The following is a 25,963-nucleotide window of genomic DNA, read 5'->3' on the forward strand; positions in this document are numbered from 1 at the left end:
GGTAAAAATAAACTTCAAAATAAATATTAAAGCCAAAATATGTAATCGCTTTCAAAAAGTGGAAACTTGGAATAAACTTCATATAAAAATCTCTAACAAATGGCGTTATAATAAAAAGATAACGTTTTCTAACATAACTTATTCATGCATTTATTATTAAACTTTTAGATAGAGAATGAAAAAATCACAAACTTAGGAAGTAGATCCATGAAGATTTCACCTTGTGAGTAACAGAAGATTGATCGAAAATAACCCACGGTTTTTAATATTTGGAAGGAGGTCCCAACATGAAACGGATAGAATCCTCCAAAATTTTCAGGAGATTTTTAATTTCTTATTTGGTCATTTTAATTATTCCAATGGTGGCTGGCTTTATATCTTATCAAACTTCTCTAGATACAGCTCAAAAATACTCTATCATCAATAGCAAACAAGTTCTTGATCAAAGTAAAAAAGTACTTGAACAGAATTTGGATGAAATAGATCGATTTGTGTTGCAGTTGTCAGTAGATAGTGATTTGAATAACATTTTAAAAATAAATGCTTCTGATAAAAATAAAGCTATATCGACTCTAAAACAATTGGATAATAAAATTTCATCTTATGCAGCAACGAATGAATTTTTAAAAGATTTTTATATTTATTTAAAAGAACCTGAACTAATTGTAACGCCAGGGTCTGTATATTACCGTCCATATCACTTTTATGCAGATAATTATTATACAGATATGACGATGACAGAATGGGAAGACAATATCTTAAATAAAGAAAGACAGATTGTTCCAAGTGAACCTTATATGGAAGGTGATACATCTACAAATGTGATCACATATGTTCAACCGCTACCAATGAATGATTTGTCCGTGCACCATGGTTCGATTATTATACCGATCGAAAATCCCATGCTTAATAATTTATTGGAAGGGGTTGAGGAACAGTTTAAAGGCTGGGCATTTATTTTAGATGAAAATCATCAACTCATTACAGCAAATGGAATCGACAAGGAAGATATTGCCCCACTTAAAGAAAAAGTGATTAATGATGAAGGTCCACTATATCTGGATGACAACACCATGTTAATTACGGAGAAATCAGAAAAAAATGATTGGTTATATGTTGCTGGAATTCCTAATGAAACATTACTTCAAGAAGCAGCTCCTATTAAATATAAAACGTGGATCATTATCGGTATTACATTTATTATTGGATTGTTTATTTGCTTGTTTTTTGCTTATAGGAACAGTCGTCCGATCAATAATGTCATTAAAACATTAAAAGAATACACGGACCCGGAAGCTAAAAATGATTATGATTTTTTGCATGGAAATGTTTCAAAATTAATCTCTACTAATACAGATTTACAAATGCAATTAACGGAGCAAAAACCACTTTTAAAGGATGCCTTCCTTAAACAGTTATTGTCTGGTGAAATTTCAGAAAGTAACAGTAATTTGCATGAATTTGCTAAGCAAACCGACGTGAATTTATCTAGTAATAGTGGTTATGTTGCTGTTCTAAAGGTAGAGGGTTATGAGGATATGTCCAGTAGTGAAATTTATGAGGAGTTAAATGCCATTCGTATCGTGATTCAACAGGAATCGATGAAAATATGTGATAAATTTTATGTAACCAATATTCACTCTGATAAGCTTGTATATATTTTTCTTGATCAAAAGGATTTGGAATCTTTAAAAGAAAATATTGAAAAAATGTTCACATCATTAACAAATCTTTTACAGAATGATTACCGAGTATTATTAAAAATCGGTATTGGCCATCCATTTGTCACCATACCAGATATTAGTAGGTCGTATAATGAAGCGAAACAAGCCATGGACTTTGCAGTTTTTACGAATCAACTAGAAGGAATATATTGGTATGATGACATGATGAAGGAAACGGCTGTATTCCACTTTCCGCTAGAATATGAATTTCGACTTTTGAAAAATTTAAAAGAAGGCGATACAACAGAGTCTGAAAAGATAATTCATGAACTTTTTGAAGAAAATGTTGAGAAAAGAAGTTTATCAACGGAAATGCATGAACAGTTTATATATGAGCTAAGAGGGACTTTTTATAAAGCACTAGATCATTATGTTTTTCGTAATGATCGTACGGCTGAATCTTTACGGGAAAAATTAAGGAATTTATCTTTTGAGGAAGGTATGAGTGCAATCAAAGATCGTTTATTGGAAGTGTTACACCTTTATTGTGATTATGTTAATAACAATCGAAAAGAGTCAAATCACTATATTGTAAACGCTATAAAGGATTATGTGCATGAACACTTTTCTTGTGCTGAGTTAACCATCTATTTGATCTCTGAACATTTTTCGCGTCCGGAGAAGTATATATCGCAAATTTTCAAAGAAGAGACTGGAGAATACTTGTATGAGTATTTAGAAAAAATAAGAATGGAAGAAGCGCTGCATTTGTTAGCGAATTCTTCAAGAACGATTAATGATATAGCAGAACAAGTTGGTTACAACAGTGCTCACTCATTTAGACGAGCCTTTAAACGAGTTCACAATATGACTCCGAATCAATTTCGAAAAACACTAAATTAATAAAAGAAAAGTATCTGTTTGTTCGGAGACAGATACTTTTCTTTGTTTAATAGATCGGTAGCAGATACATTGTCCATTGCAAGGCTTTTGAATAGAAAATAAGTGTATTTTATAGATATTAGAATTATAGAGGGGAGGTGTAAACGTGTTAATGACAGAAAATATTCAAGATAGAAATTTTTTTGAAATACCATCTAATGAATTGTTACAAATTAATGGAGGTGGTATTTCTCTTAAAGAAGGTTTAATATTAGCAGGAATCGGAGTAGCAATCCGCTATCAGGTTACATATAATAAACCTTTTGAAGTAGAACGTTGCGGATTATTTGTAGAGATACCAGAGAATGAATCATATGGTAGACCAAATATTAATAATCTTAAGACCGTGGCAGCATCTGTTCATTTAGGCAGGAAGAAAAGATACTCTTTTGAATGTGCTTGTGAATCTGGTAATGCATATGGGCAAACTTTTGAAAATGTATTCTGGTGGATGAAGAGAAGTATGATGTCAGGAATAAAACTGGGTTAGTGCGTTTCGGTAAAAATGATTTGGAAATTGAAGTTGTATCGACACTTTACAATAAATGCTTACAACCAGGAGGACCAATTCCGATACCTATAGAAAAGAAGGATTACGGAATATGGGATTCTGACGGATATAGTGCATATGTTTATACAATATGAAACATGTTAGAAACGACGTAAAAGCTCTCTTCATATATTACAATTACTATATTAACTAGTTTTCTAGAGTATTATGATTACAATTATAATGAAATACTTTTGTCTCCTTTTGAAAGTTCTATGGAAAATAGTTTTAATTTTACAAAGTTTAACTTTGAGTTATTCTGACATCTTGAGAAGAGAAATAGCATAACGAGCAATGCGCAAAATTTATTTAAAGGGATTTAAGGTGGCAATCCAAGTGCAAAGCCCCCAATTATAATCATAGTAATTGCCGTATAGGAGTATAGTGTAACTTATATGTTGATATTAAAATGTAATGTTTATTATTAAAAAAGTTAGTGCGTTTTTTAAAATAAAGTTGAAATTTTATTATGTGCCTTGTGTGGTATATAATTACTACCGGTGTTTGTCAAGAAAGTTGTCGCATTTACTTTACAAAAAAACCTACTGCGCTTCGCTTGCTGGCCTCTTCAGAAAAGATTGGTCTATCTTCCTTTCACTTCACCAAAATTCAATATATTCCCCAGTAGGGCATTGGTGTGGTGTCACGAAATTTAACCCACTGTGTTGTTGGTGTCCATAGGCGTACCTCTGCACAAATTTTGCTGCCCATATGCGTGCTTCTTCTAGTGACTCAAACTCTTGGTGCGGTACAATCTTTGATTTAAGAATTTTAATGAGTTTTGTACCAGCTATATTTTTTATAGGTTTATTAGCTATATCGAAATTTGATTTAACAGAAGAAAAACAAAAAGAAATTACACATGAACTTGCAGTATGTAGAAACGCTGTTCAAACAAAATAGCAAAATAGTATATAAAAATATGGTTGTTTTATCAGTAAGTTAGGTGGAGCAATTGCTGATATAGTATTTAGAGTGGTTAGCCAAAGTGGGAAACTTGCAGAAACATTTCCAAAAATACTTTTTCATAACCCATCTTAATTTATTGTGATAGCCCCGAGTTATTAACGACCCATTTGCATGAACAGCTGTATCAATAAGGTTTGGAATATCTTCTTTTTTACCCCACTCTTAAACCCGTTAAGATTTTGTTTTAGCGGTTTTTTCTATTCACAAACAAGCTGGTTCAGATTTTGTTGCCCCAATTGAGGGATCTATTCTCTTTTTTCAAAAGGATTCAGTCCCTGGGGAAGACAGCCTAGTTTCCGTTTGTTTTGATTTGTTCATAGTCCTATATATATGTAAGCGTCAAATACTTCACACGTATTCATCACAGCCTCCAGATGAGATAATCTTCATAGATTAAATCTCGAAGGAGGCTTTTCATGTCAGATAAACAGTTAGAATGGGAGACAAGAATGAACCAATGGACCGAAAGCGGCCTTAGTATGGCTGCTTGGTGCCGCAATTAATATTGTATAGGAGGTTTATCTTATGGAAAAAGAGAATCAGTCAATCGAACAACTAGCACATGGATTGTTAGAGGAGCTTCAAATAAAATGCTATGGAAAGGAAACAGTAAATAATTACCGGCGAATATTAAAAAAACCTTGCACTATATATGCAACTGAATGAAATATCTACGTACTCTTCCGAAATCGGGAAAACCTTTGTTGAGGATTATATTTCAACTCATAAAATAAGTGTTTCTTTTCAAAATACAATTAGTACAGTAATAGGAAGATTAAGCGATTATTGTGATGGAAGGGAGTACTCACTTCAACGGAAGAAACCTTCTGTTAAGTTGCCAGCAAACCATGCGGTTTTGCTTGAAGATTACCTGTCATTTTGTAAGCAGAATGGGAATCGGGCAAGTACCATTAAAGGAAAAAGAAAATTCTGTGGAAATTTTCTGATCTTTTTGATGATTTTGGGATGCAATGACATAAGAGATATAAATTCCACACAAATATGTAAAGCCTGTTTGATGTTTCATAATAAGGACGCTTGGGCGGTTATCCGAATGTTCCTTAAGTATCTTTACAAAGAAAACGTGATCGAATACGATTATTCCACCATTGTCCCCCATTATACAAGACCATTTATGGTCCCCACCACATACTCGGAAGATGAAATCCTCAGATTTGAAAACTCTATAGACCAGTCAAGTAAAATCGGAATACGCGATTATGCGATGCTACTTTTTGCTACTCGGCTTGGAATGCGCTCTGGAGATATCGCAGGCTTGACTTTTGATGAAATAGATTTTGAGGGAAACTCTATTCATATAGTTCAGGAAAAGACCCTACAACCGCAAGAATTACCACTGATTCCAGAAATAAAAGATGCTCTTATGAATTATATTGAAAATGCACGACCGACAGATAATGATGAATGTCGTATATTTCTCCGTCAGAATGCTCCTTATCAGAGAATAACCACTTCGGCTATTCGATTTGCGACTACAAAATATTTTTGAAAAGCTGGCATTGACATTTCTGATAAAAGGCATGGTTTACATACATTCCGGTCATCTATCGCTAGCTCCATGGTTAATAATCAAGTACCATATGATGTTGTACGTAAAGTGCTTGGACATACTGATCCAAACGCAATAAAGCATTATGCAAAAGTTGATATAGAGCGTTTGCGTGAATACGCCATAGCGGTACCAGCACCTTCCGGTGTGTTCGAAGCATTTCTGAATGGAGGGCGGAGTTATGCTGGACTTTAAAAGCATCTTGCGCATTGAGTTTGCCGATTTCTTATCGATGAGAGAAGATGTACTAAGTGAAAGTGCTTATGCTCATGATTGCCATTATCTTACCTCCTTCGATAGCTATTTGATAGATTGTAATCTTCAACATAAGGAGATTTCTGAGAGTGTCATAACCGAATGGATTAAAAATTTATCAGGAAAAAGCAGTTCCGTTGCCAATAAGGTTATTGTTATACGACTGTTTCTCCGGTATTTAAGCAGTATTGGAATTAGGGTTTTTATGCCGCCAATACCGAAGGTTACAGATGATTATATCCCGTATATTTTTTCTGACGAGGAATTGAAAAGGATTTTTGCACTATCCGATAATATTACCCTTACAAAAACCCAACCAAATCCTTATATCCAGCTTGAGTTTCCAATGATGCTCCGAATCATGTATGGCTGTGGGTTGCGCGTAGGGGAAACTCTAGCTTTGAAGATGAAGGATGTGGATCTAGATGGTGGAATCTTACTACTAAAACAGACAAAAGGAGACAAGCAAAGGCTAGTACCTATGCATCAGACTTTGACATCAATCTTGATTAGATACTGTTTAGCAATGGGGTTGATAGGAAAAGCCGAAGCATTACTATTCCCCAGTGCAATACAAGAAGTACCACTTTCTGTAAAATCTGCCCGTAATAAACTCAATATCATACTGAAATATGCCGATATATCGTTGAAAGGTAGAGCGAAACGGGAACGTGGACCATGCCTTCACTGCCTAAGGCGTGTATTTGCCTTTAAATCCTTTGCAGCAGCTGAAAAGTCAGGGCGATCGATTGACGCTTCTGTTCCCTATTTATCTATATATTTGGGACATGACAGCCTTAAAGAAACGGAGAGTTATCTGAAGTTCAGTAGTGAATTATATCCTGAAGCTATGGAACTGTTTGACGATTACACACTGCAGGTTTTCCCGGAGGTATCTTATGATGAATAAAACATCTGATTTTTTAAGGCTCCTTGACGCTTTTATTACCATCTATCTTCCGTGTTCCGTAGGCGCAAGTCCCAATACAGTTAAATCCTATAAATATGCATTCCGCCTACTAATCGAATTCATGTACAAGGAAAAAGGAATCGAAGCTGACAAAATAACCTTTGAAAAACTTAACTATATAACATTAACGGAATTTTTTACATGGATTGAATCCGTGCGTAGTTGCAGTGCATCTACTAAAAACCAACGGTTGTCAGCAATAAACTCTTTTTCTGCTTATGCACAAAACCGGGATTTTGCTGCCGCTTCTGTTTTCAGGAATAGTGTAAATAAGATTCCAATGAAGAAAAGCCAGCATAAGCAAAGGGCGATATTTACCCGTCAGGAAGTCACAATACTTTTAGCCCTTCCTAATGTTAATAGGGAAATTAGTCTCAGAGATAAAATCTTGCTTAGTCTTATGTATGCAAGCGGAGCGCGTGCACAAGAAATATGTGACCTTACGGTCGGAAATCTTCAGTTTCATCAAAAAGGCGCTACATTAAATATTACGGGGAAAGGCAGAAAGAGCCGCCGTATCGGGATTCCTATCGCCTGTGCCACCCCGCTTAAACAGTATATCGAGCACAGAAAAATCAGTGATAAACCTGAAAGACATATATTTTCAAGTCAAACGCATGAGCATATGACAGTATCTTGCATAGAAGGAATATTCAAAAAGTATATAACCATTGCTAAAAAAGAAAAACCGTCCATGTTTCTTGCTGGTAGTTATTCACCTCATTCTATGAGACATACAACTGCTAGCCATATGCTTGAAGCCGGTGTTCCTCTGGTTGTAATAAAAAATTTTTTTGGGTCATGCATCTCTACAGTCGACTCAGATTTATGCGGAAATTTCCCAAGACACGGTTAACAAACATGTAAAAGAGTGGAATAAAAAATGGTTCCCTTCAAATTTAGATGAAAGAAAAACTTCTCAAAGGTCAAATAGAATTCCAGATTTTCTGAATTGAAAACCAAAATTTGTATCAAATAATTATCTAAGAAAAAGAGAAAAATTATTGTATTTTAAAGACATACAGTAATTCTTCTCGGATAATCAATTTTCTTGGATAATGCGCCTTATCCGAGAACTTAGATAAGGCACATGCACGTCGGAAGTTTAAAGATGCATTAACCGCACTTCCAGAGACAGCAAAAGCCTTACGGCTTACTGCGCAAGAAGGTTTGGAATTTTGTGATCAGCTCTATAAAGTTGAACGTCAACTTAGAGACTTGGATGCCGTTGAGCGTTATCACGAGAGGAAAAAATTAAGGCTTCACATCTTAGATGAATTTTCTAAATGGTTAAAAGTACAAGCACCGAAGGTGTTACCAAAAAGTGCATTGGGCAAAGCCATTAAATACTGCAAGTCTCAGTGGCATAAACTCGAAGCCTTTCTATTGGATGGACGATTAGAGTTGGATAATAATCGTGCGGAGAGAGCAATTAAGCCCTTTGTTTTAGGAAGGAAAAATTGGCTTTTCAGCAACACGGCGAAGGGTGCAAAAAGTAGCGCTCTTATTTATAGTGTCGTTGAAACATCTAAGGCGAATAACCTTAATCCCTATGCATACTTAAAATATTTATTTGAGGAACTTCCGAATGTAGATCTGACAGATTCTAATGAAATCAAAAAGTATCTACCTTGGTCAGACTATATACCAGAAGGTTGTCGCATACCAAGTAAGAAGTAACCCAATCATAGCATGAGCCCAGACCTGAATAATAGGTGTGGGCTACTTGACGCTTACCTATATATAGGGGCAATTAATATCAGCACAAGGAAAATCGAAAAATAAAACGATGCAGGTTGATTATTGCTCTTCTTGCTTATATCGCCCAGGAGATATTCCTACTGTCTTCGTAAACTGTTTAGTAAAGGAATAGGTATCACTATAACCAACAAGCTCAGCAGTTTCTTTAATTGAAATACCGGATAGAAGCATAAGTTTTGCATGTTTCATTTTTTGCTTAATTCGATATTGAGCAGGTGATGTACCTGAAAACTTGCGGAATTGCTTTCTGAAATTTTCATAACTCATATTTAGTGTAACAGCAACTTCTTCTAAAGAAATAGTAGTATTAATATCAGACGAAAGTAGTAGACAGCCTTGTTCCATTAATTCTTTTAAAGAATTAGAGGAACTGGATTTTTGTATTGGTTGAAGAGTAGATAGAACTATTTCCTGTGCTTTCAGAGACAAATATGGAAGTTCAGTATCCTCAGCAATTTTTAATTGTTCTAAGAGCCTAGTAAATCTATGCATTAAGCTGTCATCATATTTAACTCTCCTGACAGGAGTGTCAATAGGAAGGAGATTCAGGCTGCATAAATAATCGTAGGTACTACGACCAAAACTGATAAAGAACTCGAGCCAATTCCCGTCTGGAAATACCTCTGTGGAGTGACGGACCCCGGGAATACGTTGTACGCAGTCACCAACATCAATAGGTATTTTCCTATTGTCAGTTGTATAATAAAAGCCACTTCCGGATAACAGTATGAAACAACTGTAGTAATCGATAAGAAAATTATATTGAGATTGTTCCTTTATGGGTTTTGTCATAAAACCACAAGCTAATATACCATTAGTAAAATCCGTACCAATACAACGGTACATAACGTCTTTTTTTAATTCTGGTTTCATAATAATCCTTTCTGACCGACATTGCGTCTGTATATTAGGTTCATTTTAATTATACCAAAATGGATAAAAAAAAAACCAAATTAAACATTTAATATGAACAAATCCGATTATATAATAGCTACAAGATAGGAAAAAATGTTGATAAAATTTGCAGCAAATTTGGCAAAGAAGGAGATTACTATGAACAGAGACTGGGAAAATCAATATGTAACACAAAAAAATAGGTATCCAATGCATGCTCCATATGGAGCATATGAAACAGTTGAGCAGGCACTCAGTTGTGATCGTTCTATTTCAAAATATGTACAAAGCCTAAATGGTATGTGGAAATTCAAGTTGGCAGAAAGTCCTTTTGAAGCACCGGTAGGGTTTGAAAGTGTAAATTATGATGACTCTAGCTGGGGGGAAATACCAGTACCTTCAAACTGGGAACTGCATGGCTTTGGGAAACCAGTATATACCAATATGCTATATCCGTTTCAGAGTGAAGGAGCAGATTCTCATTTTGAGATAGGGATTGCAAAAGGACAGGTAGAGTTAAATGCTCCATATGTACCGGAAAAAAACCTTACAGGGTGTTATCGTACTACTTTTGAAGTACCTAATTATTATGAAGGAAAAGATGTATTTATAGAATTAGGTGGAGTAGAATCCTGTTTTTATTTATGGATTAACGGAATCGAAATAGGATATTCTCAAGATAGTAAGTTATCTGCTACCTTTGACATTACGAGTGCAATAAAAACGGGAACAAATGAACTGGCAGTAAAAGTGCTTCAGTTTTGTGATGGAACATACCTGGAAGATCAGGATTATTGGCATTTATCTGGAATTCATCGTGGTGTAAGAATATATGCTAAGGAAAAACAACGAATCTTTGATTATAAGGTAGAAACAATATTCAATAGAGATAATTATGAAAGTGCTGATCTAAAGGTAATGCTGCAACCAAACAATACAGTAAAAGGTTACGGAGAGTGTTATGTAAAATTAAGCCTTTATGATGCTGAGAAGAAAATTGTGTCTGCTTTTCAAAGCCCTCCTTATGGGCAATGTGGTTTTTACCTTATGACAAAGTTTGTAGCCTCCACATCAATTAATGTTGAGAAGCCACATTTGTGGTCAGATGAAGATCCATATTTATATACGTTAGTTATGGAAACTATAGATGGTGCAGGAAATGTTACAGATATTGAAAGCACTAAGGTTGGCTTCCGTAAAGTTGAAATTCGTAAAGACGGTGTGCTTTGTATAAATGGACAAAGATTAATCGTTCGTGGTGTGAATTTACATGAATTTTGCCCTGAAACTGGAAGATACGTATCTAAGGAATATATGAGAAAACAGATTAAGCATATTAAACAATTGAATTTCAATGCGGTTCGAAATAGTCATTATCCACATACCAATGATTGGTACGATTTATGTGATGAAATGGGAATCTATCTTGTGGATGAAGCTAATATTGAAACACATGGATATGGTGGCCAGTTAAGTACATCTCCTGAATGGGCGGCAGCTTATTTGGAACGTGCTCAAAGAATGGTACTTAGTAATAAAAACCACCCTTCAGTTATTATTTGGTCTCTTGGAAATGAATCTGGTTTTGGGGCCAATCACGCAGCAATGTATGGTTGGATAAAAGAATATGATAAGACAAGATATATCCAGTATGAATCAATGAATCCAGGAAGTAATATCACTGATATTATAGCACCAATGTATCCTTCCAAAGAATGGATAGAAGAAAAGATGGCAGACTCTTCGGATTTAAGACCATTTATTATGTGTGAATACGCTTATGCTAAAAGCAATAGTAATGGTAACTTTAAAATGTATTGGGATTTGGTAGATAAGTACCCTCGTTTTCAGGGTGGATTTATATGGGATTTTCAAGACAAGGCTTTGGTACAGAAAAGCGAAGATGGAACGACAAGATATGTTTATGGAGGTGCTTTCAACGAGGAGGTAGTTGATCCCGTAGAAGATATGTGCCTGAATGGGGTAGTGTTCCCAGATTTAAGCTGGAAACCCGCAGCTTTTGAGGTGAAAAATGGTCAGTCACCAGTTGTGATTTGGTATAAAGAAATACACCCATTTCTTGGACCAAGTGGATACACTATCAAAAATAATTATCTAAATAAGGATTTAAGTCACCTTAGAATTACTTGGGAACTGCAGTGTGATGGAAAAATTATGGATAGTGGAGAGATGAAACAATATTTTACTCTTCCAGGACAATCAGAGCTTTTGGAGTATCCATTTAATCCCGAAAAAGTTTCGGGAGAAGCATTTGTAAATATAAAGGTGGCTTTGAGAGAGGACTCCTCTTATGCAAAGGCTGGATATGAAATTTATACTTATCAATTTCCTATAGAGCAGTCAACATTAAAAAGTCAGAAAGTATGTATAACTGATACAAAAATAACTATGAATGAAACTGCTGATGAAATTCTAATTATTGGGGAGAATACAGAAGTTTGTTTTGATAAATCTAAGTGTAGCTTCACTAAAGTCGTATTAAATGGAGAAGATACCTTTGTAGGAGGTAGTGATAATTTTTATAGGGCAGCAACAGGAATTGATGAAGGAACAAACGAGCCTAATATGAATTATGCATCTGGTTGGAAAGCAGAAGAATTAAATGAACTCAAAATCAATGTTCATAGTATAGAAACTGCTGTAACGGATACGCAAATATTTATTTTTACTGAAGTATCCTATAATAATGATAAATTGATTGTTTCTACGCAATATAGGATTGGCAGCAGAGGCATCGAGATTAATAAAACTGTAATCAATAATTGTGTAAGTGAAACAATTCCAAGGATTGGACTTTCTTTTATATTACCTGAAGATAAAAATCAAATTACTTGGTATGGAAGAGGACCTTTTGAAAATTATAGTGATAGAAAAGAAGCAGCACGAATTGGTTGCTATAATAGTACTGTTGCTGAACAGTATACACCATATATCAAGCCAGTAGAGTGTGGAGGAAAAGAGGATGTGAGATACCTTACCGTAAAAGATCACACAGATCATGGTGTACGCGTGACAGGTGCGGTGCCATTTCACTTTGATATTCATGATTACTCGATTGCATCGTGTGATCAGGCCAATTACGAGGATGAACTGATAAAAGATAATTATATTTATTTGAATGTGGATTATGTGCATGCTGGTTTAGGTGGAGATAATGGCTGGACAAAAAATATACATTCCGAATACCGCATTAGTAAGGGATATTATCATTATCAGATTGCAATAGAGGTTTTATAAGTATCACTGATATTTTGAAGGTGGCTGTTTGATTCTCAGTAAATGAGTAAGTCTAAATGATGAGCTTAAACGAGGAGGAAATTAGTGTGAGTTATGTATGTAACCCTATCAACATTGGGTATAAGTATCAGTTTTATGCACTTCAAAGTGGTGATGGATTTACTGTGTCTACACTGGTACATCTGTTAGCTTATGAAACTCCCAATCTGTTAGATTGTCATTGCTAAAGAATCCAGTAGTCATGGATGGGAAAAGATAATATTTCCCCTTAAACAAAATCATCGACGGGTCTGCGGCCTCCCTTCCCCGGGGGGGGGGGCAAACCATTGCAGCAGATGCAGATCTTGAAACGATGCCACTATATGTGCGAGCAGGTTCTATAGTTCCGATTGGGCCTACTATTCAGTATACATCTGAAGGTACAAGCCTTCCTGTTGAAATACATGTTTATAAAGGGAACGATGGAAGCTTCTTGTGGTATGACGATGAAGGAGATAACTATAATTATGAAAAAGGTGCATATTCCACTATATCTCTTCATTGGGAGGACGAAAATAATCATCTTGTCATAGAAGCTCGTCAAGGTACTTATCCTAGTATGAAAACGTCGACTGAATTAGTACTGACGATTATTAGCGGAGAGGGAGAGAATGTGGCTCAGAAGGAAATAACGTACTGGTGAGCAGATAAGCGTTAATTTTTAATGTGACAGTTTTCCAAAGTAATAAATTTCAGTTGCCTGTACATGAAGGCAATTGAAATTTATTGTGTAGGAGTTTATACAAGATTTTTGATTGAAGAGCTTCTTTTTCTATTTAGGAGCAAAAAATAAGCATATTTCCATGTTGTAACCGGTGAAAAAGAACGCTATGCTAAAAGATATTGAAAAAGAGATTTCTATCTGAACCGATAGATAGGAATCCTGTATAGAATTTGTAATTTCACTGCAAATATATGAAATCGCTTCCATTTATATCATGTAAACTGAATATTCTATCACAGTGAAATCTGCTGTAATTAGTACCAGTTCAAGAATCGAACACAAGCAAAGAAGTTAAGTGGATAATAAAACTGATGCTAACTCTCGCTGAATGAAGTCTCACTTTATGTTAAGTATCAAAGAAAACTTGAACTAAATACATACCTTAAATAAATTAGCGATAAATGCCTATTGATCAGGATTAACTTTTCCAATAGATGAAAGTTAGAAGTTCGGTAATACTTTAAAATGAATTTCTTTGAGGAGGTACCATTATGGAACGCCTAGAATCCTCCAAAATATTTAGGAGATTTTTAATTTCATATCTTGTGATTTTAATAATTCCAATGGTTGCAGGTTTTATATCTTATCAGGTTTCTATAAATACAGCTGAAAAGTATGCAACTATTAATAGTCGACAGGTTCTAAATCAAAGTAAAAAAATATTAGAGCATAGTATAGACGAAATAGATCGTTTTGTTCTGCAATTGTCTTTAGATAGAGATTTGAACACTTTACTGAATAAAGATGCTTCTGAAAAAAGAAGAATCGTATCTACTCTTAAACAGTTGGATACTAAACTTTCCTCTTATGCTACAACTAATGAGACTTTAGAAGATTTATATATTTATCTGAAAAATCCAGACTTAATTGTAACACCAGGGTCTGTGTATTACCGTCCCTATCATTTTTATGCAAATGACCATTATGCGGATATGACGATGACGGAATGGGAAAAAACAATACTAAATAATGAGAGACAAATTATTCCTAGTAAATTATATATGCAAGGTGAATCGTCTTCAAATGTGATCACATATATTCAACCACTTCCAATGAGTGATGTGTCAGATCATAAAGGTTCGATTATTATACCAATCCAAAATCAACTGTTGAATACGTTGATTGAAGGCGTAGAGCAACAGTTTAATGGATGGGCATTTATTTTAGATGAAAATCATCAACTCATAACGGCAACCGGAATTGACAAGGAAAGAATTGCTCCACTAAAAGAGAAGGTAATCAACAACGACGGCACGATCAATTTAGAAAATAAGACAATGCTGATTACCGAGAAATCCGAAAAAAATGATTGGTTATATGTTGCAGGAATTCCACAAAAAGCATTAATTCAAGAAGCTGCTCCGATAAAGTATATTACCTGGACAGTTACGGGTATAACTTTTATTATTGGCTTGTTTATAGCCTTGTTTTTTGCTTATAGAAACAGTCGTCCGATAAATAATATCATTAAAACATTGAAAGATTATGCGGATCCAGATGCTAAAAATGAATATGATTTTTTGCATGGAAATATTTCGAAGCTGATTTCTACGAATACAGATTTACAAATGCAATTAACAGAGCAAAAACCTCTATTGAAGGATGCCTTTCTTAAGCAGTTATTGTCTGGAGAGGTGACGGAAAGAAATAGCAAACTTCATGAATTTGCAGAACAAGCAGATGTGAATTTATCTTGCAATCATGGTTATGTGTCTATATTGAAAGTAGAGGGTTATGAAGACATGTCAAGTAGCGAAATTTACCAGGAATTAAATACAATCCGCATATTTATAAAGCAAGAATCAATGAAAATATTTGATAATTTTTATGCGACCACTATTCATTCTGATAAGTTAGTTTACCTATTTTTAGATCAAGAAGACGATAAAGTCTTAAAAGAAGAGATCGAAAAAATGTTTACCTCCTTACAAAACCTATTTCAAGAGGAGTATCGGGTGTTATTAAAAATTGGTCTCGGCCATCCTTTTGATTCATTATCAGATATTAGTCGATCATATAATGAGGCAAAGCAAGCGATAGATTTTGCAAGTTTTTCTAATGAAAAGCAAGGCATGTATTGGTACGATACAGTGATGAAAGAAACGGCAGTATTCCATTATCCATTAGAGTATGAATTTCGATTATTAAAAAGTTTGAGAGAAGGTGAAACTTTAGAAGCAGAGCAAATTGTACATGATCTTCTAGAAGAAAACATGGACAATAGAAGCTTATCAGCTGATATGCATGAACAGTTTATCTATGAGTTAAAAGGTACCTTTTATAAAGCATTGGATCAATATGTTTTTCGCAATGATGAAACCGCTGAAACTTTGCGACAAAAGTTAAAGTCAATATCTATTGATGAAGGAATGCAAAGAATTGAAGGAAGATTATTGGAAGTTCTGCAACTTTATTGTGAATTTGTTAATAAAAACCGAAAGCAATCAAACCATTCTATTGTGAAAGCTATAAAAGACTATGTGCTCGAAAACTTCTCTTGTACAGATTTAACGATTTATACGATTTCAGAGCATCTTTCACGTCCAGAAAAGTATATTTCGCAAATATTTAAAGAGGAAACGGGAGAATACTTGTATGAATATTTAGAAAAAATAAGAATGGAAGAAGCGATGACGTTGTTAACTAATTCATCGAAAACGATCAATGAAATTGCAGAACTAGTGGGGTATAATAGTGCTCATTCATTTAGACGAGCTTTTAAGCGAGTACACAATATGACACCTAATCAATTTAGAAAAACAAGTGAATAAAGAGGAAAGTACGACATTACTGTGAGGTAATTATGAGATTTTATATGTGCTTTGCAATCGCTTCGGATAAAAACATCCCGCTGGAATAAAAGCCGACGCCTGTGCTTTTTAATGCTTTACAACTAAAGCAAGAATAATCATGTTGGCGAATTTACTATTTCCCATCAATTAATCATTATATTTCTTATCAATGTTATCAATATAAGCTGATTTATTGTCTAATTGGAACAATCCAAAATATTAGCATTTGCAATAGTTGTAGAGTCCCACTAAGCGTAGGCGGCCACTTCCACTCCAATGGGACTCGTTTTTTCTGAAGATCCACTTTTCCATGCGGTTTTTGCTTGGAAAAGTTAGCTGAAGAGAAAACCCCATGGAAAGGGAAGTGGGCAAGCCGAAGCGGTTTTTACGCACACAAATAATTTCATAATTACCAACTAGATTTGTGTCGAATAACCCTTCTAATACGCATAAAAATCCAAACGATTTGAAATAGTTTATCGAATCGTTTGGATTTTTTTAATTAAAGAATTCTTTTATCCCAGCTTCTTTTTATGGCTTCTTTAGTTCAAAATTATATAGGGTAAAAGGTTGTTAAAAATAATCTGCCGAAACGGGTATATACAGCGTTTCTAGTAGCGTTTCGCAAAATGCACCCTCCATCTTGATATGTACTATCCTCGTTAAAAGACCAAATAATCGGTATTGTACCCATTAAATTAAGTTGTCTGTATGCTGGTTTATAAAATCATGATAAATTCTTTGTAAGCGTTTCCTGTTGAGGAGAAATTTATAGAAGGGGGTAAAAATGAAATGGATCATTCAATTGATCAATCTAAAGAAATAAAGAAAATAACACAATGGCATCTTGCCAAAAGAAGTTTTCAAAGACATTGGCAACTATATATTCTTATGATATTGCCAGTTTTGTATTTCATTATTTTTAAATATGTACCTATGTTGGGCGCAGTCATTGCATTTAAAGATTACAATGTGGTCCAAGGTATCATAGAGAGTCCGTGGGTAGGTTGGAAGCATTTTGAGAATTTCTTTAACAACCCAGTTGCATGGGATCTGATAAAAAACACCTTATTTCTAAGTCTTTATCAGTTGGCAGTAACATTTCCGCTTCCAATACTATTGGCATTGGCTTTGAATGAAATAAGGGATGGTATTTTTAAACGATCTGTACAAATGTTTACATATGCACCGTACTTTATTTCTACAGTCGTTATTGTCTCAATGATTATCTTGATGCTCTCTCCAAGGAGTGGAATCGTAAATACATTAATGGAAGCGATAGGACTTGATGCAGTCAATTTCTTAGGTCAAGCAGATATGTTTCGATCTATATTTGTTTGGTCCGATGCATGGCAAATTACCGGCTATTCAGCGATTATTTATTTGGCAGCGCTTGCCGGGGTCGATAAACAGCAATATGAGGCAGCTAAAATTGATGGTGCTACTAGATTACAAAAAATTTGGAATGTTGATATACCAGCAATTATGCCCACGATCGTAATCATTCTCATTTTAAGTGTAGGTAATTTAATGGCGATAGGGTTTGAAAAAGTATATTTATTGCAAAACCCTTTAAATTTGGGAACTTCAGAGATTTTACAGACTTATGTTTACAAAATGGGTATTATTAATGCTGATTTTAGTTTTGCTACAGCTGTAGGACTGTTCAACTCAATCATTAATTTAATTTTATTAATTATCGTCAATGCAATTGCAAAGAAAGTTTCTGGTAACGGATTATGGTAGAAAGGAGTAAAACATTATGAGCAAAAAAAATGGAACTATAAGAGAATCCTATAATGATCGTGTATTTCTAACATTAATCTATATTTTTCTTAGTATTCTAATGATCGTGATACTTTATCCGCTGGTTTATATTGTGAGCGCTTCAATTAGTAGTCCTGAAGCTGTAACTTCTGGGCAGGTCTGGTTATGGCCGGTCGATTTTTCACTTGAGGGATATATAGAAGTATTTAATAATTCAGATGTTATTAGAGGGTTTAGAAATTCTATCCTTTATACGATTGGTTATACATTAATTGCAGTGTTTTTAACAGTAATTTTTGCTTATCCACTTTCTAGAAAAAACTTTTACGGAAAAACCTTCTTTATGATTTTTATATTAGTTACGATGCTTTTTTATGGCGGATTAATTCCAGAATATTTAGTTGTCCAGCAATTAGGAATGCTAGATACTCCGTGGGCAATTCTAATACCGAAGGCGATGGCAGTTTGGCAAATTATTATTGCTAGAACATTTTTCTATACCAGTATTCCAGAAGAGTTGGTGGAAGCAAGTGAAATGGATGGTTGTAGTAGTATAAGGTTTCTTTGGCACGTAGTAATACCATTATCGAAGCCAATCATAGCAGTACTCGCTCTAATGTACGCTGTATTCCAATGGAACAGTTATTTTGATGCGATGATCTTTTTAAGAACTGAAGATCTATTCCCTTTACAGCTTGAATTAAGGGAAATTTTAATCACTCAGTCTGAGTCGGGAGCCAATCAAGACATTGCTGAGCAACAAAAAAGACAGCAATTGGCAAATTTAATGCAGTACTCACTAATTGTTGTCTCAAGTATTCCAGTCTTGATTATTTATCCTTTTGCACAGAAGTACTTCGTTAAAGGCATGCTACTTGGTTCAGTTAAGGGATAATCTGTACTTTAGCTATTTAAGGAGGTGATGAAAGAGTAGATTTTTTGTTATAATATTATTTTTTTAACTATAAGGGAGGAAATTAGAATGAAATGGAAGGGTTATCATACGTGGTTAATTTTTGTATCATTAATTTTAATTCTAAGTGCTTGTAATTCGGATGATGAGGCAAATGAGGAAGAAAATTCGGATGGCGCGACGAACATGTCGGTATTTATTGCGGAAAATGGGGAACAAGAGTTGGAAACAAACTCATTTACAAAATTTGCTGAAGAAGAATTTGATATCAAATTTGATCTTCAAAAAACAGGTTATGATTCCACAGCAGCAAAGGAGAAAAGACAAATTTCTTTGGCGAGTGGGGATTATCCGGAAGTTTTTTTCTTAGTGGATTGGGTAGATAAATTTTCACCTAGTGAAGTTTTAAAATATGGAAAACAAGGTGCTTTGATTCCTCTAAATGATCTAATAGAAGAGCACGCACCAAACATATCTAAAGTTTTGGAAGAGCGTGAAGATTTTAGAAAGATTGCAACATCACCAGATGGAAATATTTATAGTATGCCTGGTTTAGAAGAATGTTTTCATTGTACTTGGCCAAATAAATTGTGGTTAAATACAGAGTGGCTAAATGAATTAGGTTTAGAAGCACCTTCTACACACGAGGAATTAAGAGAAGTATTGACAGCCTTTAAAGAACAGGATCCTAATGGGAATGGTGAGCAGGATGAAATTCCACTAAGTGGTTCCGCTGCTTCGCCTAATCACTCCGTCATTCCTATATTGATGAATGGCTTTATATATGATGATGCCCAAACGAGGCTATTGATAAATAATGGGGAAGTTAGTTTTGTTGCAATTAAACCTGAGTGGAGAGAAGGATTAGAATATATCCATTCGTTATATGAGGAAGGCTTGATTGATTCAGGAGCGTTCACTCAAAATCGAGATGCTTTTATTCAATTAGGTAATAATGCAGATGCCCTCATTTTAGGTGCCGCAGCAGCGCAGCATCCATGGGAATTTATCGATAATGAAAATAATCCTGTCTTTGATGCAATTGAACCATTGCAAGGTCCAAACCATCAATATGCAACCTATAATTATCCAGTGACGAATGGTGGTACATTTGCGATTACTAATAAAGCGAGTGAAGAGGTACAGGTGAAGGCAATTAAACTATTAGATTATATGTTCACTATCGATGGTATGATACGTGCCCACATCGGTGTGGAGGGTGAAGATTGGGTTCAGCCTGAAGAAGGTGATGTAGCAATGAATGAGGAGATGGAACCGAATAGTAAGTTGTTACATCCTGAAGAACCAACAAATAATAATTGGTCTGCGGCAGCTCAATATTATCAACCAAGAGAATTTCGTGATGGTCAAGTACAAGCAGAAGATATCTATTCAGATGAAGGGTCTGAAAGACGCCTTCAAGAAGCTACTTATTTATACGAAGGCAAAGAACCAGAAGAAAAATTCCCATTTTGGGCGGCATGGTATCCAGAAGATGTACAAGATGAATACTCAACTCTAGAAACTAATATTTTGGATAATGTAGAGCAAAGCGCTGTTCAATTTATTACGGGAGAATTAAGTTTAGAAGATGACTGGGATGACTATGTGGCAGGTTTAGAATCTCTCGGTGTCGATAGATATGTTGAAATTAATCAAGACGCATATGATAATTATTCAAATGAAGATTAATTAGTGAAGAAGCTGGCTTAGTTGTCAGCTTCTACTTGTATAAAACAGATTCCGAATCTTCTATGGATATTTACTTTATTGGTGTGAAGAGAAATGGATTTACCATCAGCCTAAATTCCACCACGTATAACAAAATAATCTAGCAAATGACAAAAAAGTGAAGATGATGGCACTCCCATGAAAGTGTATACATGATAAATTAAATACATCTTAAAGTTATAAACCTTAAAAACAGAATGAAAGCGGATCAAAAAAGGTTATAACTTAGCTAAAAAGAAAACAATATCAAATTTATCATAATGGGGGATTTATCATGAGAAAGAAACATTCACTTTGGTATGTCATTTTAATTGCAGCATCTGCCGGTATGGCTGGTCTTTTATACGGTTTTGATACCGCTGTTATTTCAGGTGCAATCGGATATTTGCAGGAAATATATAATTTAAGTCCAGCGATGGAAGGTTGGGTTATCTCATGTGTCATGATTGGTGGTGTCACAGGGGTTGCATTATCCGGATTTTTAAGTGATCGTTGGGGACGTAAGAAGTTATTGATGATGTCTGCTATCTTTTTCATCATTTCAGCATTAGGCTCTGCTTTTGCGATTGATGTAACCACATTAGTATTAGCACGAATTTTAGGTGGTCTTGGGATTGGTTTTGCTTCCGCTTTATCTGTTACCTACATCAGTGAGTGTGCTCCACCAGCAATTCGTGGACGTTTAGGCTCGTTATATCAGTTGTTCACGATCTTCGGTATTTGTGCTACTTTTTATATTAATTACTTTGTAGCAAATAGTGGTACTCATGAGTGGGGATTAGAGCTTGGCTGGCGCTGGATGTTAGGTTATGGAACAATTCCGGGAATTATTTTCTTGTTCCTTTTATTCTTTATTCCAGAGAGTCCGAGATTTCTAATTCAAAAAGGAAAAGACAAAGAGGCATTTCATATTTTAAAACGAATTAATGGTGAAGAAGTTGCGAAGAAAGAAGCAAAAGAAATCAAAGCTTCTATCGAAGTAGAACAAAGTAGTTCTGTAAAAGAACTCGTAAAGCCTGGCTTAAGAATGGCTATGGGTGTTGGTATCTTCCTTGCACTATTTAATCAGGTCATCGGAATGAACGCAGTAACCTATTATGGTCCGGATATTTTCCGTAGTGTAGGTTTTGAGAACAATACAGAGTTTCTAGCGACGAGTATTATTGGTAGTGTACAAGTTGTATTTACAATTTTAGCGATCTTTTTAATAGATAAGCTTGGCAGAAAGAAATTGATGGCAATTGGTTCTAGTTTAATGGCGCTCTTTATGCTTTTAATCGGAAGTGTATTCTACTTTGAACCAGCAAGTTCAGGCGTATTATTGATTATTTTAATTGCAGGTTTCACAGCTTCCTTCTGTGTGTCCATGGGACCTATTCCGTGGATTATGATTCCGGAGATTTTCCCGAATCACTTACGTGCAAAAGCAGTAGGGATTGCAACCATCTTCTTATGGGGAGCTAATTGGGCAATCGGTCAATTTACACCAGTGCTCATCAACAACATGGGTAGTTCATTCACATTCTGGATGTTCGCTGTCATTAACGTTATCTGCTTCATCTTCGTAATGACAATCGTTCCAGAAACAAAGAACAAAACTCTAGAAGAGATCGGTCAACTATGGAAATCAAACAAACAAGTGGAAAAAGAAGAAAAAGTCCAAGAAGAAATGGCCTAGTTTACCAAGAGACTATGAGAAGCAAGCTGACTAGAGGTTTATCAAATGCCTCAGGTCAGCTTTTTTTACAAGGTAGAAAGTATAAAATTGAACACAAAATACAATTACTGCGAAGTAACTCTCATGAGGATTTGCTTTCTTCCATTCTGAATATTGATGAGTGTTGTTATGCGCTCCGGCAGAATACGGCGCTTTCCATGGGCGCGGCCTCAGCTAACTTGGTAAATAAAAGCACTTTACCAAGTGGATCTTCGACTCGCGCTTTTTCCACAGGAGTCTCCGTATTCTGCCTGCGCTAATAATGATTCTCTAATTATTGTAAGAACAAAACCGATGGAATTACATTCTAGGGGCTTCCTCTTACTTAACCAGTAAGCTACTCTATGCTGCTGAAAAATGCAACACTCCTGTGGGAAAGGAACAGTCTGAAGACCCCCGCAGGCAGTGAGGTTCTGCCGAGGAGGCTGAAGCGTTCCCTACGGCATAGAAAACACTACGAAAGCGATCTTGCTTGAGTAGATGTTGCACTTGTGCTCTTGAGTGAAAGGGAGTATTTTTCCGCAGCGACGATTAAGCACTCATCTATAACCAGAAGGGAAGAAAGCTTCATTCCAAAAAATTTTCATTAGTTCGCAGTTTTTATCTATTTCGATTCAGATAATCTGAGGGTTTTGCCTGGTTTTCTTATGAATTGGGCGTCAATTGGTTTGTCTGCGATTATGATGAACAATAAGCGGTTGATTAGGATTACATCAATCGATGGGTACTTTCTTTCCTGCAATTTTTATATTCATACGGGGGCAGGTTTCCTTATACCATTGCCAGCAAAGTATAACAATGATCATCATATCGACAAGATCTCCTCCGTAATACATTAACATACTGCCTATTTCCCCTTGACGGTAGGACACCCCGGCTGGAGGATTTGCGTAAAGATATTTAGCTAAAATACCATGACCAGCTAACGCTAGCACTATCATAACCGAACGATAGAGATAGCTCCTGCGATGTGGAGTTGGTTCGATATAAATAAATGATAGGGTGAATACATAGCCAGCCAAAAATATATGAAGATGTATGACTACATACAGTATTACGTTCTCATGCATTGTCGTGAATAAATTGGTTGTGTATAAAAGCCATAATCCACCAATATTGAGAATCGAAGCAATGACAGGATCGGAGATGATCCGAATAAATCTACTTCTTAACCAGTTAGTTAGGAGCTTCGCATGTTGGACAGATAGCGCTCGAAGGATAAGCGTAATAGGTGCTGCTAGAACCATAAGTAAAGGAGCCAACATTCCGAGAAATAAGTGGATTAACATATGAGCGCTGAAATCGATGTGGGCACGCACTGCTAATGGGCCAACAACTGCAATTATTGCGAAGGTGCTACCGGTAATCCAACATAAAGTCCGATAGACAGTCCAGGGCCTTTGCTTCCTGTGAGATATAACGATTGCCAGAAAATAAATAATCAATCCTATTAGAAAAGGGAAAAGAAGAATAATCTGTGCAATTACATTGACTATTTCATGCTGAATATGTTTATGCATGTTTATCTCCTCGTTTTCTAATCATGATAATGCCCATTACAACCATCAGAATAGCAATAATGTTCCATATCACATCATAAACAATAACGTTGTCCACATACCTAATTTGATGAATGCGCATCAACTTGTGCTGAATAGTCCCGTCGTATAATTGAAATGTTCCACCACCTAATAAAACACCACCCCACCATTTAGTAACTATCCATTCCTTACGACGGCGCAGATCTGCAAACAAAAATAAACCAGCAATGGTTGCAAACCAGCTAAAAGCATGGAATAAACCGTCAGATATTAAACCAATATTTGTGGTGGATTTATCATAAAAATGATGCCAGTGTAACAGCTGGTGAAAGAGTGTTTCATCAAGAAAAGCAACAAGACCAAGTCCAAACAATATACCGGACCACAAATTACGCTGCAAATAGTTAGCATGGTTGTTGGTATTAGTATTTGCTTTATCCATGAAAATCCCCTTTCAAATAGTAACTTATTACTTTGGTTATCAGCTTATCCTCAACCAACACAATATAATCATCTTATCATGTAAATCATTTATAAATAAAAATGGTCTTGACTGGATACAGAAAATTGTTATACTGTATATATTGATATAAACACTATAACAATCTGAGGTGAAAAAATGGAATTTATGGAATTGATTTGGGCGTATATGTTGGTTTTTTTATTGGCTGCGGTACCTTTTGTTGAGGCTATTTATCTTACACCAATAGCGGTGGTGGCAGGGTTATCACCAGTACCGACCTTTATATTGGCTGTATTGGGGAATCTTTTGACCGTTTATTTTGTTATTTTATTTATTAACAAAATAAAACAGTGGAGAAAGAAAAAGAATCAACCCTCTAATAAAAAAGCTACGAGAGCTGAAAACATTTGGAAAAAGTATGGACTTCCAGGTCTAACACTAATCGGTCCATTCTTGATTGGTAGTCATCTTAGTGCATTTTTAAGTTTGGTTTTTGGAGGAACTAAGAGACAAGTAACAGTTTGGATGACGATAAGTATTGTTGGTTGGAGTTTACTATTGGGAATACTTGCAGCATTAGGGTTTGAATTTATGGATGTGGAAAATCCCTTTATCGAACAATTCTTCACAAAACAATAGGTAAAGGAGGAGAATGATATGTGGAAAGAATCTTGGTGGATAACGAAGAAAGAACTAAAGATGCAGATTCCTGGTATTATCATAACCTTACTCGTAACCATTTTTATTGCGATTATAGCTGTACCGACTCTTTATACATTTGTTCTCAACATATTTGATAATCCTAAATTATATGCAAATCGTATCGTCTTTGAAGGGAAAACATTATATGTAGATAGTTTTATTTTAGATGTCATATTTTTAGGTCTCACACCATCCTTTTCAGCATTGTTTATGTGGGGACCTTATATAAGTCTCCGAGCAATTAAGGAGGACCCATTTGGAAAAAGGTTAGCAGTCTATCGTACGTTGCCGGTTTCAACTAATGTACTGACAGCTAGTCGAGTATTATTTATGTTAATTATCTTTGTATTTTTGTCAGCTGCTTTTTATTTAACTATTTTTCTAAGTGTACCAGATGACTTTTTTAGTTATTTTGAATCTCCACATTTTTTATCCTTCATTTTATTTTGGGTCGGCTATGCGTTAGCGTTAGGGAGTTTGAATACGTTTATTGAATCAGGTACAAATGGAAAAGTGTTATATATCTTTCTCTTTACCATAACGGTGTGCTTATTAATTATTCTATTGCTTGTCTATCAAATCTGGGAAGTAGGTATTGTAGAAACTACTATTATACTTATTTCAAAATCCCCTGTTATCCCGGTGATAGCTTCCCTCGTATGTGGTATCTTGGGAGTTATTACTATGGCAAAGTTATTAAACAAGCGACTCCTTGATAGAGATTATTTGTAGATGGAAGGT

At 35.3% G+C, this 25,963-nt stretch carries 18 protein-coding genes and 2 pseudogenes; 17 read left to right on the forward strand and 3 right to left on the reverse strand.

Annotation, left to right across the window (positions count from 1 at the left end; genetic code table 11):
- The first annotated feature begins 287 nt into the window (after nucleotides 1-287).
- The 8 genes and pseudogenes from GI584_RS02240 to GI584_RS24450 all read left to right on the forward strand — a co-directional run.
- Entirely contained in the window at nucleotides 288-2,567 is a 2,280-nt protein-coding gene (locus GI584_RS02240) for a helix-turn-helix domain-containing protein (RefSeq protein ID WP_153790101.1), read from the forward strand.
- Nucleotides 2,568-2,712: 145 nt separating this feature from the next.
- Entirely contained in the window at nucleotides 2,713-3,096 is a 384-nt protein-coding gene (locus GI584_RS02245; RefSeq protein ID WP_153790102.1) for a hypothetical protein, read from the forward strand.
- Between the two features lie 1,445 nt (nucleotides 3,097-4,541).
- Nucleotides 4,542-4,628: an IS66 family insertion sequence element accessory protein TnpA gene (gene tnpA / locus GI584_RS24345; RefSeq protein ID WP_407647407.1), complete on the forward strand. Its 87-nt coding sequence runs from the start codon at nucleotides 4,542-4,544 to the stop codon at nucleotides 4,626-4,628.
- 22 nt (nucleotides 4,629-4,650) lie between these two features.
- On the forward strand, nucleotides 4,651-4,791 hold the full coding sequence (locus GI584_RS23940) for a hypothetical protein (RefSeq protein ID WP_228552327.1): 141 nt from the start codon (nucleotides 4,651-4,653) through the stop codon (nucleotides 4,789-4,791).
- Nucleotides 4,792-5,080: 289 nt separating this feature from the next.
- A pseudogene (locus GI584_RS23945) lies at nucleotides 5,081-5,890 on the forward strand (tyrosine-type recombinase/integrase).
- Nucleotides 5,877-6,860 (forward strand): tyrosine-type recombinase/integrase, encoded by a 984-nt coding sequence (locus GI584_RS02265; protein WP_153790105.1) that lies wholly within the window; start codon nucleotides 5,877-5,879, stop codon nucleotides 6,858-6,860. Before GI584_RS23945 ends, GI584_RS02265 begins: the two are co-directional and overlap by 14 nt.
- Nucleotides 6,850-7,776 (forward strand): tyrosine-type recombinase/integrase, encoded by a 927-nt coding sequence (locus tag GI584_RS02270; protein WP_228552328.1) that lies wholly within the window; start codon nucleotides 6,850-6,852, stop codon nucleotides 7,774-7,776. The genes GI584_RS02265 and GI584_RS02270 overlap by 11 nt, the downstream gene beginning before the upstream one ends.
- Before the next feature lie 230 nt (nucleotides 7,777-8,006).
- A pseudogene (locus tag GI584_RS24450) lies at nucleotides 8,007-8,600 on the forward strand (IS66 family transposase); the annotation flags it as partial.
- A 120-nt stretch (nucleotides 8,601-8,720) separates the two neighbouring features.
- Here GI584_RS24450 and GI584_RS02280 read toward each other — a convergent pair.
- The gene (locus tag GI584_RS02280) at nucleotides 8,721-9,554 is read right to left on the reverse strand and encodes a helix-turn-helix domain-containing protein (protein ID WP_153790106.1); all 834 of its coding nucleotides are present in this window, start codon (nucleotides 9,552-9,554) and stop codon (nucleotides 8,721-8,723) included.
- A gap of 180 nt (nucleotides 9,555-9,734) precedes the next feature.
- Between GI584_RS02280 and GI584_RS02285 the strand changes: the two genes are divergently transcribed.
- From GI584_RS02285 to GI584_RS02320, 7 genes are all read left to right on the forward strand, one after another.
- The gene (locus tag GI584_RS02285) at nucleotides 9,735-12,833 is read left to right on the forward strand and encodes a glycoside hydrolase family 2 TIM barrel-domain containing protein (protein WP_194842105.1); all 3,099 of its coding nucleotides are present in this window, start codon (nucleotides 9,735-9,737) and stop codon (nucleotides 12,831-12,833) included.
- A 352-nt stretch (nucleotides 12,834-13,185) separates the two neighbouring features.
- Nucleotides 13,186-13,515: a DUF5110 domain-containing protein gene (locus GI584_RS02295; RefSeq protein ID WP_153790109.1), complete on the forward strand. Its 330-nt coding sequence runs from the start codon at nucleotides 13,186-13,188 to the stop codon at nucleotides 13,513-13,515.
- 572 nt (nucleotides 13,516-14,087) lie between these two features.
- Nucleotides 14,088-16,367 (forward strand): helix-turn-helix domain-containing protein, encoded by a 2,280-nt coding sequence (locus GI584_RS02300; protein WP_153790110.1) that lies wholly within the window; start codon nucleotides 14,088-14,090, stop codon nucleotides 16,365-16,367.
- 813 nt (nucleotides 16,368-17,180) lie between these two features.
- Nucleotides 17,181-18,134, forward strand: a complete 954-nt coding sequence (locus tag GI584_RS02305; RefSeq protein WP_153790111.1) for an ABC transporter permease — start codon at nucleotides 17,181-17,183, stop codon at nucleotides 18,132-18,134.
- A 16-nt stretch (nucleotides 18,135-18,150) separates the two neighbouring features.
- Nucleotides 18,151-19,050, forward strand: coding sequence for a carbohydrate ABC transporter permease (locus GI584_RS02310; RefSeq protein ID WP_153790112.1), 900 nt, complete (start codon nucleotides 18,151-18,153; stop codon nucleotides 19,048-19,050).
- Between the two features lie 87 nt (nucleotides 19,051-19,137).
- A complete protein-coding gene (locus GI584_RS02315; RefSeq protein WP_153790113.1) occupies nucleotides 19,138-20,760 on the forward strand; it encodes a type 2 periplasmic-binding domain-containing protein in 1,623 nt (540 codons plus the stop codon).
- 313 nt (nucleotides 20,761-21,073) lie between these two features.
- Nucleotides 21,074-22,477, forward strand: a complete 1,404-nt coding sequence (locus GI584_RS02320; protein WP_153790114.1) for a sugar porter family MFS transporter — start codon at nucleotides 21,074-21,076, stop codon at nucleotides 22,475-22,477.
- Nucleotides 22,478-23,229: 752 nt separating this feature from the next.
- Here the strand turns inward: GI584_RS02320 and GI584_RS02325 are convergent.
- Nucleotides 23,230-24,036 (reverse strand): cytochrome c oxidase assembly protein, encoded by an 807-nt coding sequence (locus tag GI584_RS02325; RefSeq protein ID WP_153790115.1) that lies wholly within the window; start codon nucleotides 24,034-24,036, stop codon nucleotides 23,230-23,232.
- Complete coding sequence (locus GI584_RS02330) at nucleotides 24,029-24,499, reverse strand: DUF2243 domain-containing protein (RefSeq protein ID WP_153790116.1); 471 nt, start codon at nucleotides 24,497-24,499, stop codon at nucleotides 24,029-24,031. The genes GI584_RS02325 and GI584_RS02330 overlap by 8 nt, the downstream gene beginning before the upstream one ends.
- A gap of 177 nt (nucleotides 24,500-24,676) precedes the next feature.
- On the opposite strand from GI584_RS02330, the gene GI584_RS02335 reads away from it, so the two are divergent.
- Nucleotides 24,677-25,159: a small multi-drug export protein gene (locus GI584_RS02335; RefSeq protein ID WP_153790117.1), complete on the forward strand. Its 483-nt coding sequence runs from the start codon at nucleotides 24,677-24,679 to the stop codon at nucleotides 25,157-25,159.
- Between the two features lie 18 nt (nucleotides 25,160-25,177).
- Nucleotides 25,178-25,954, forward strand: a complete 777-nt coding sequence (locus GI584_RS02340) for a hypothetical protein (RefSeq protein WP_153790118.1) — start codon at nucleotides 25,178-25,180, stop codon at nucleotides 25,952-25,954.
- Nucleotides 25,955-25,963 lie beyond the last annotated feature (9 nt).

Source organism: Gracilibacillus salitolerans, assembly GCF_009650095.1.
Taxonomy (GTDB): Bacteria; Bacillota; Bacilli; order Bacillales; family Amphibacillaceae; genus Gracilibacillus; species Gracilibacillus salitolerans.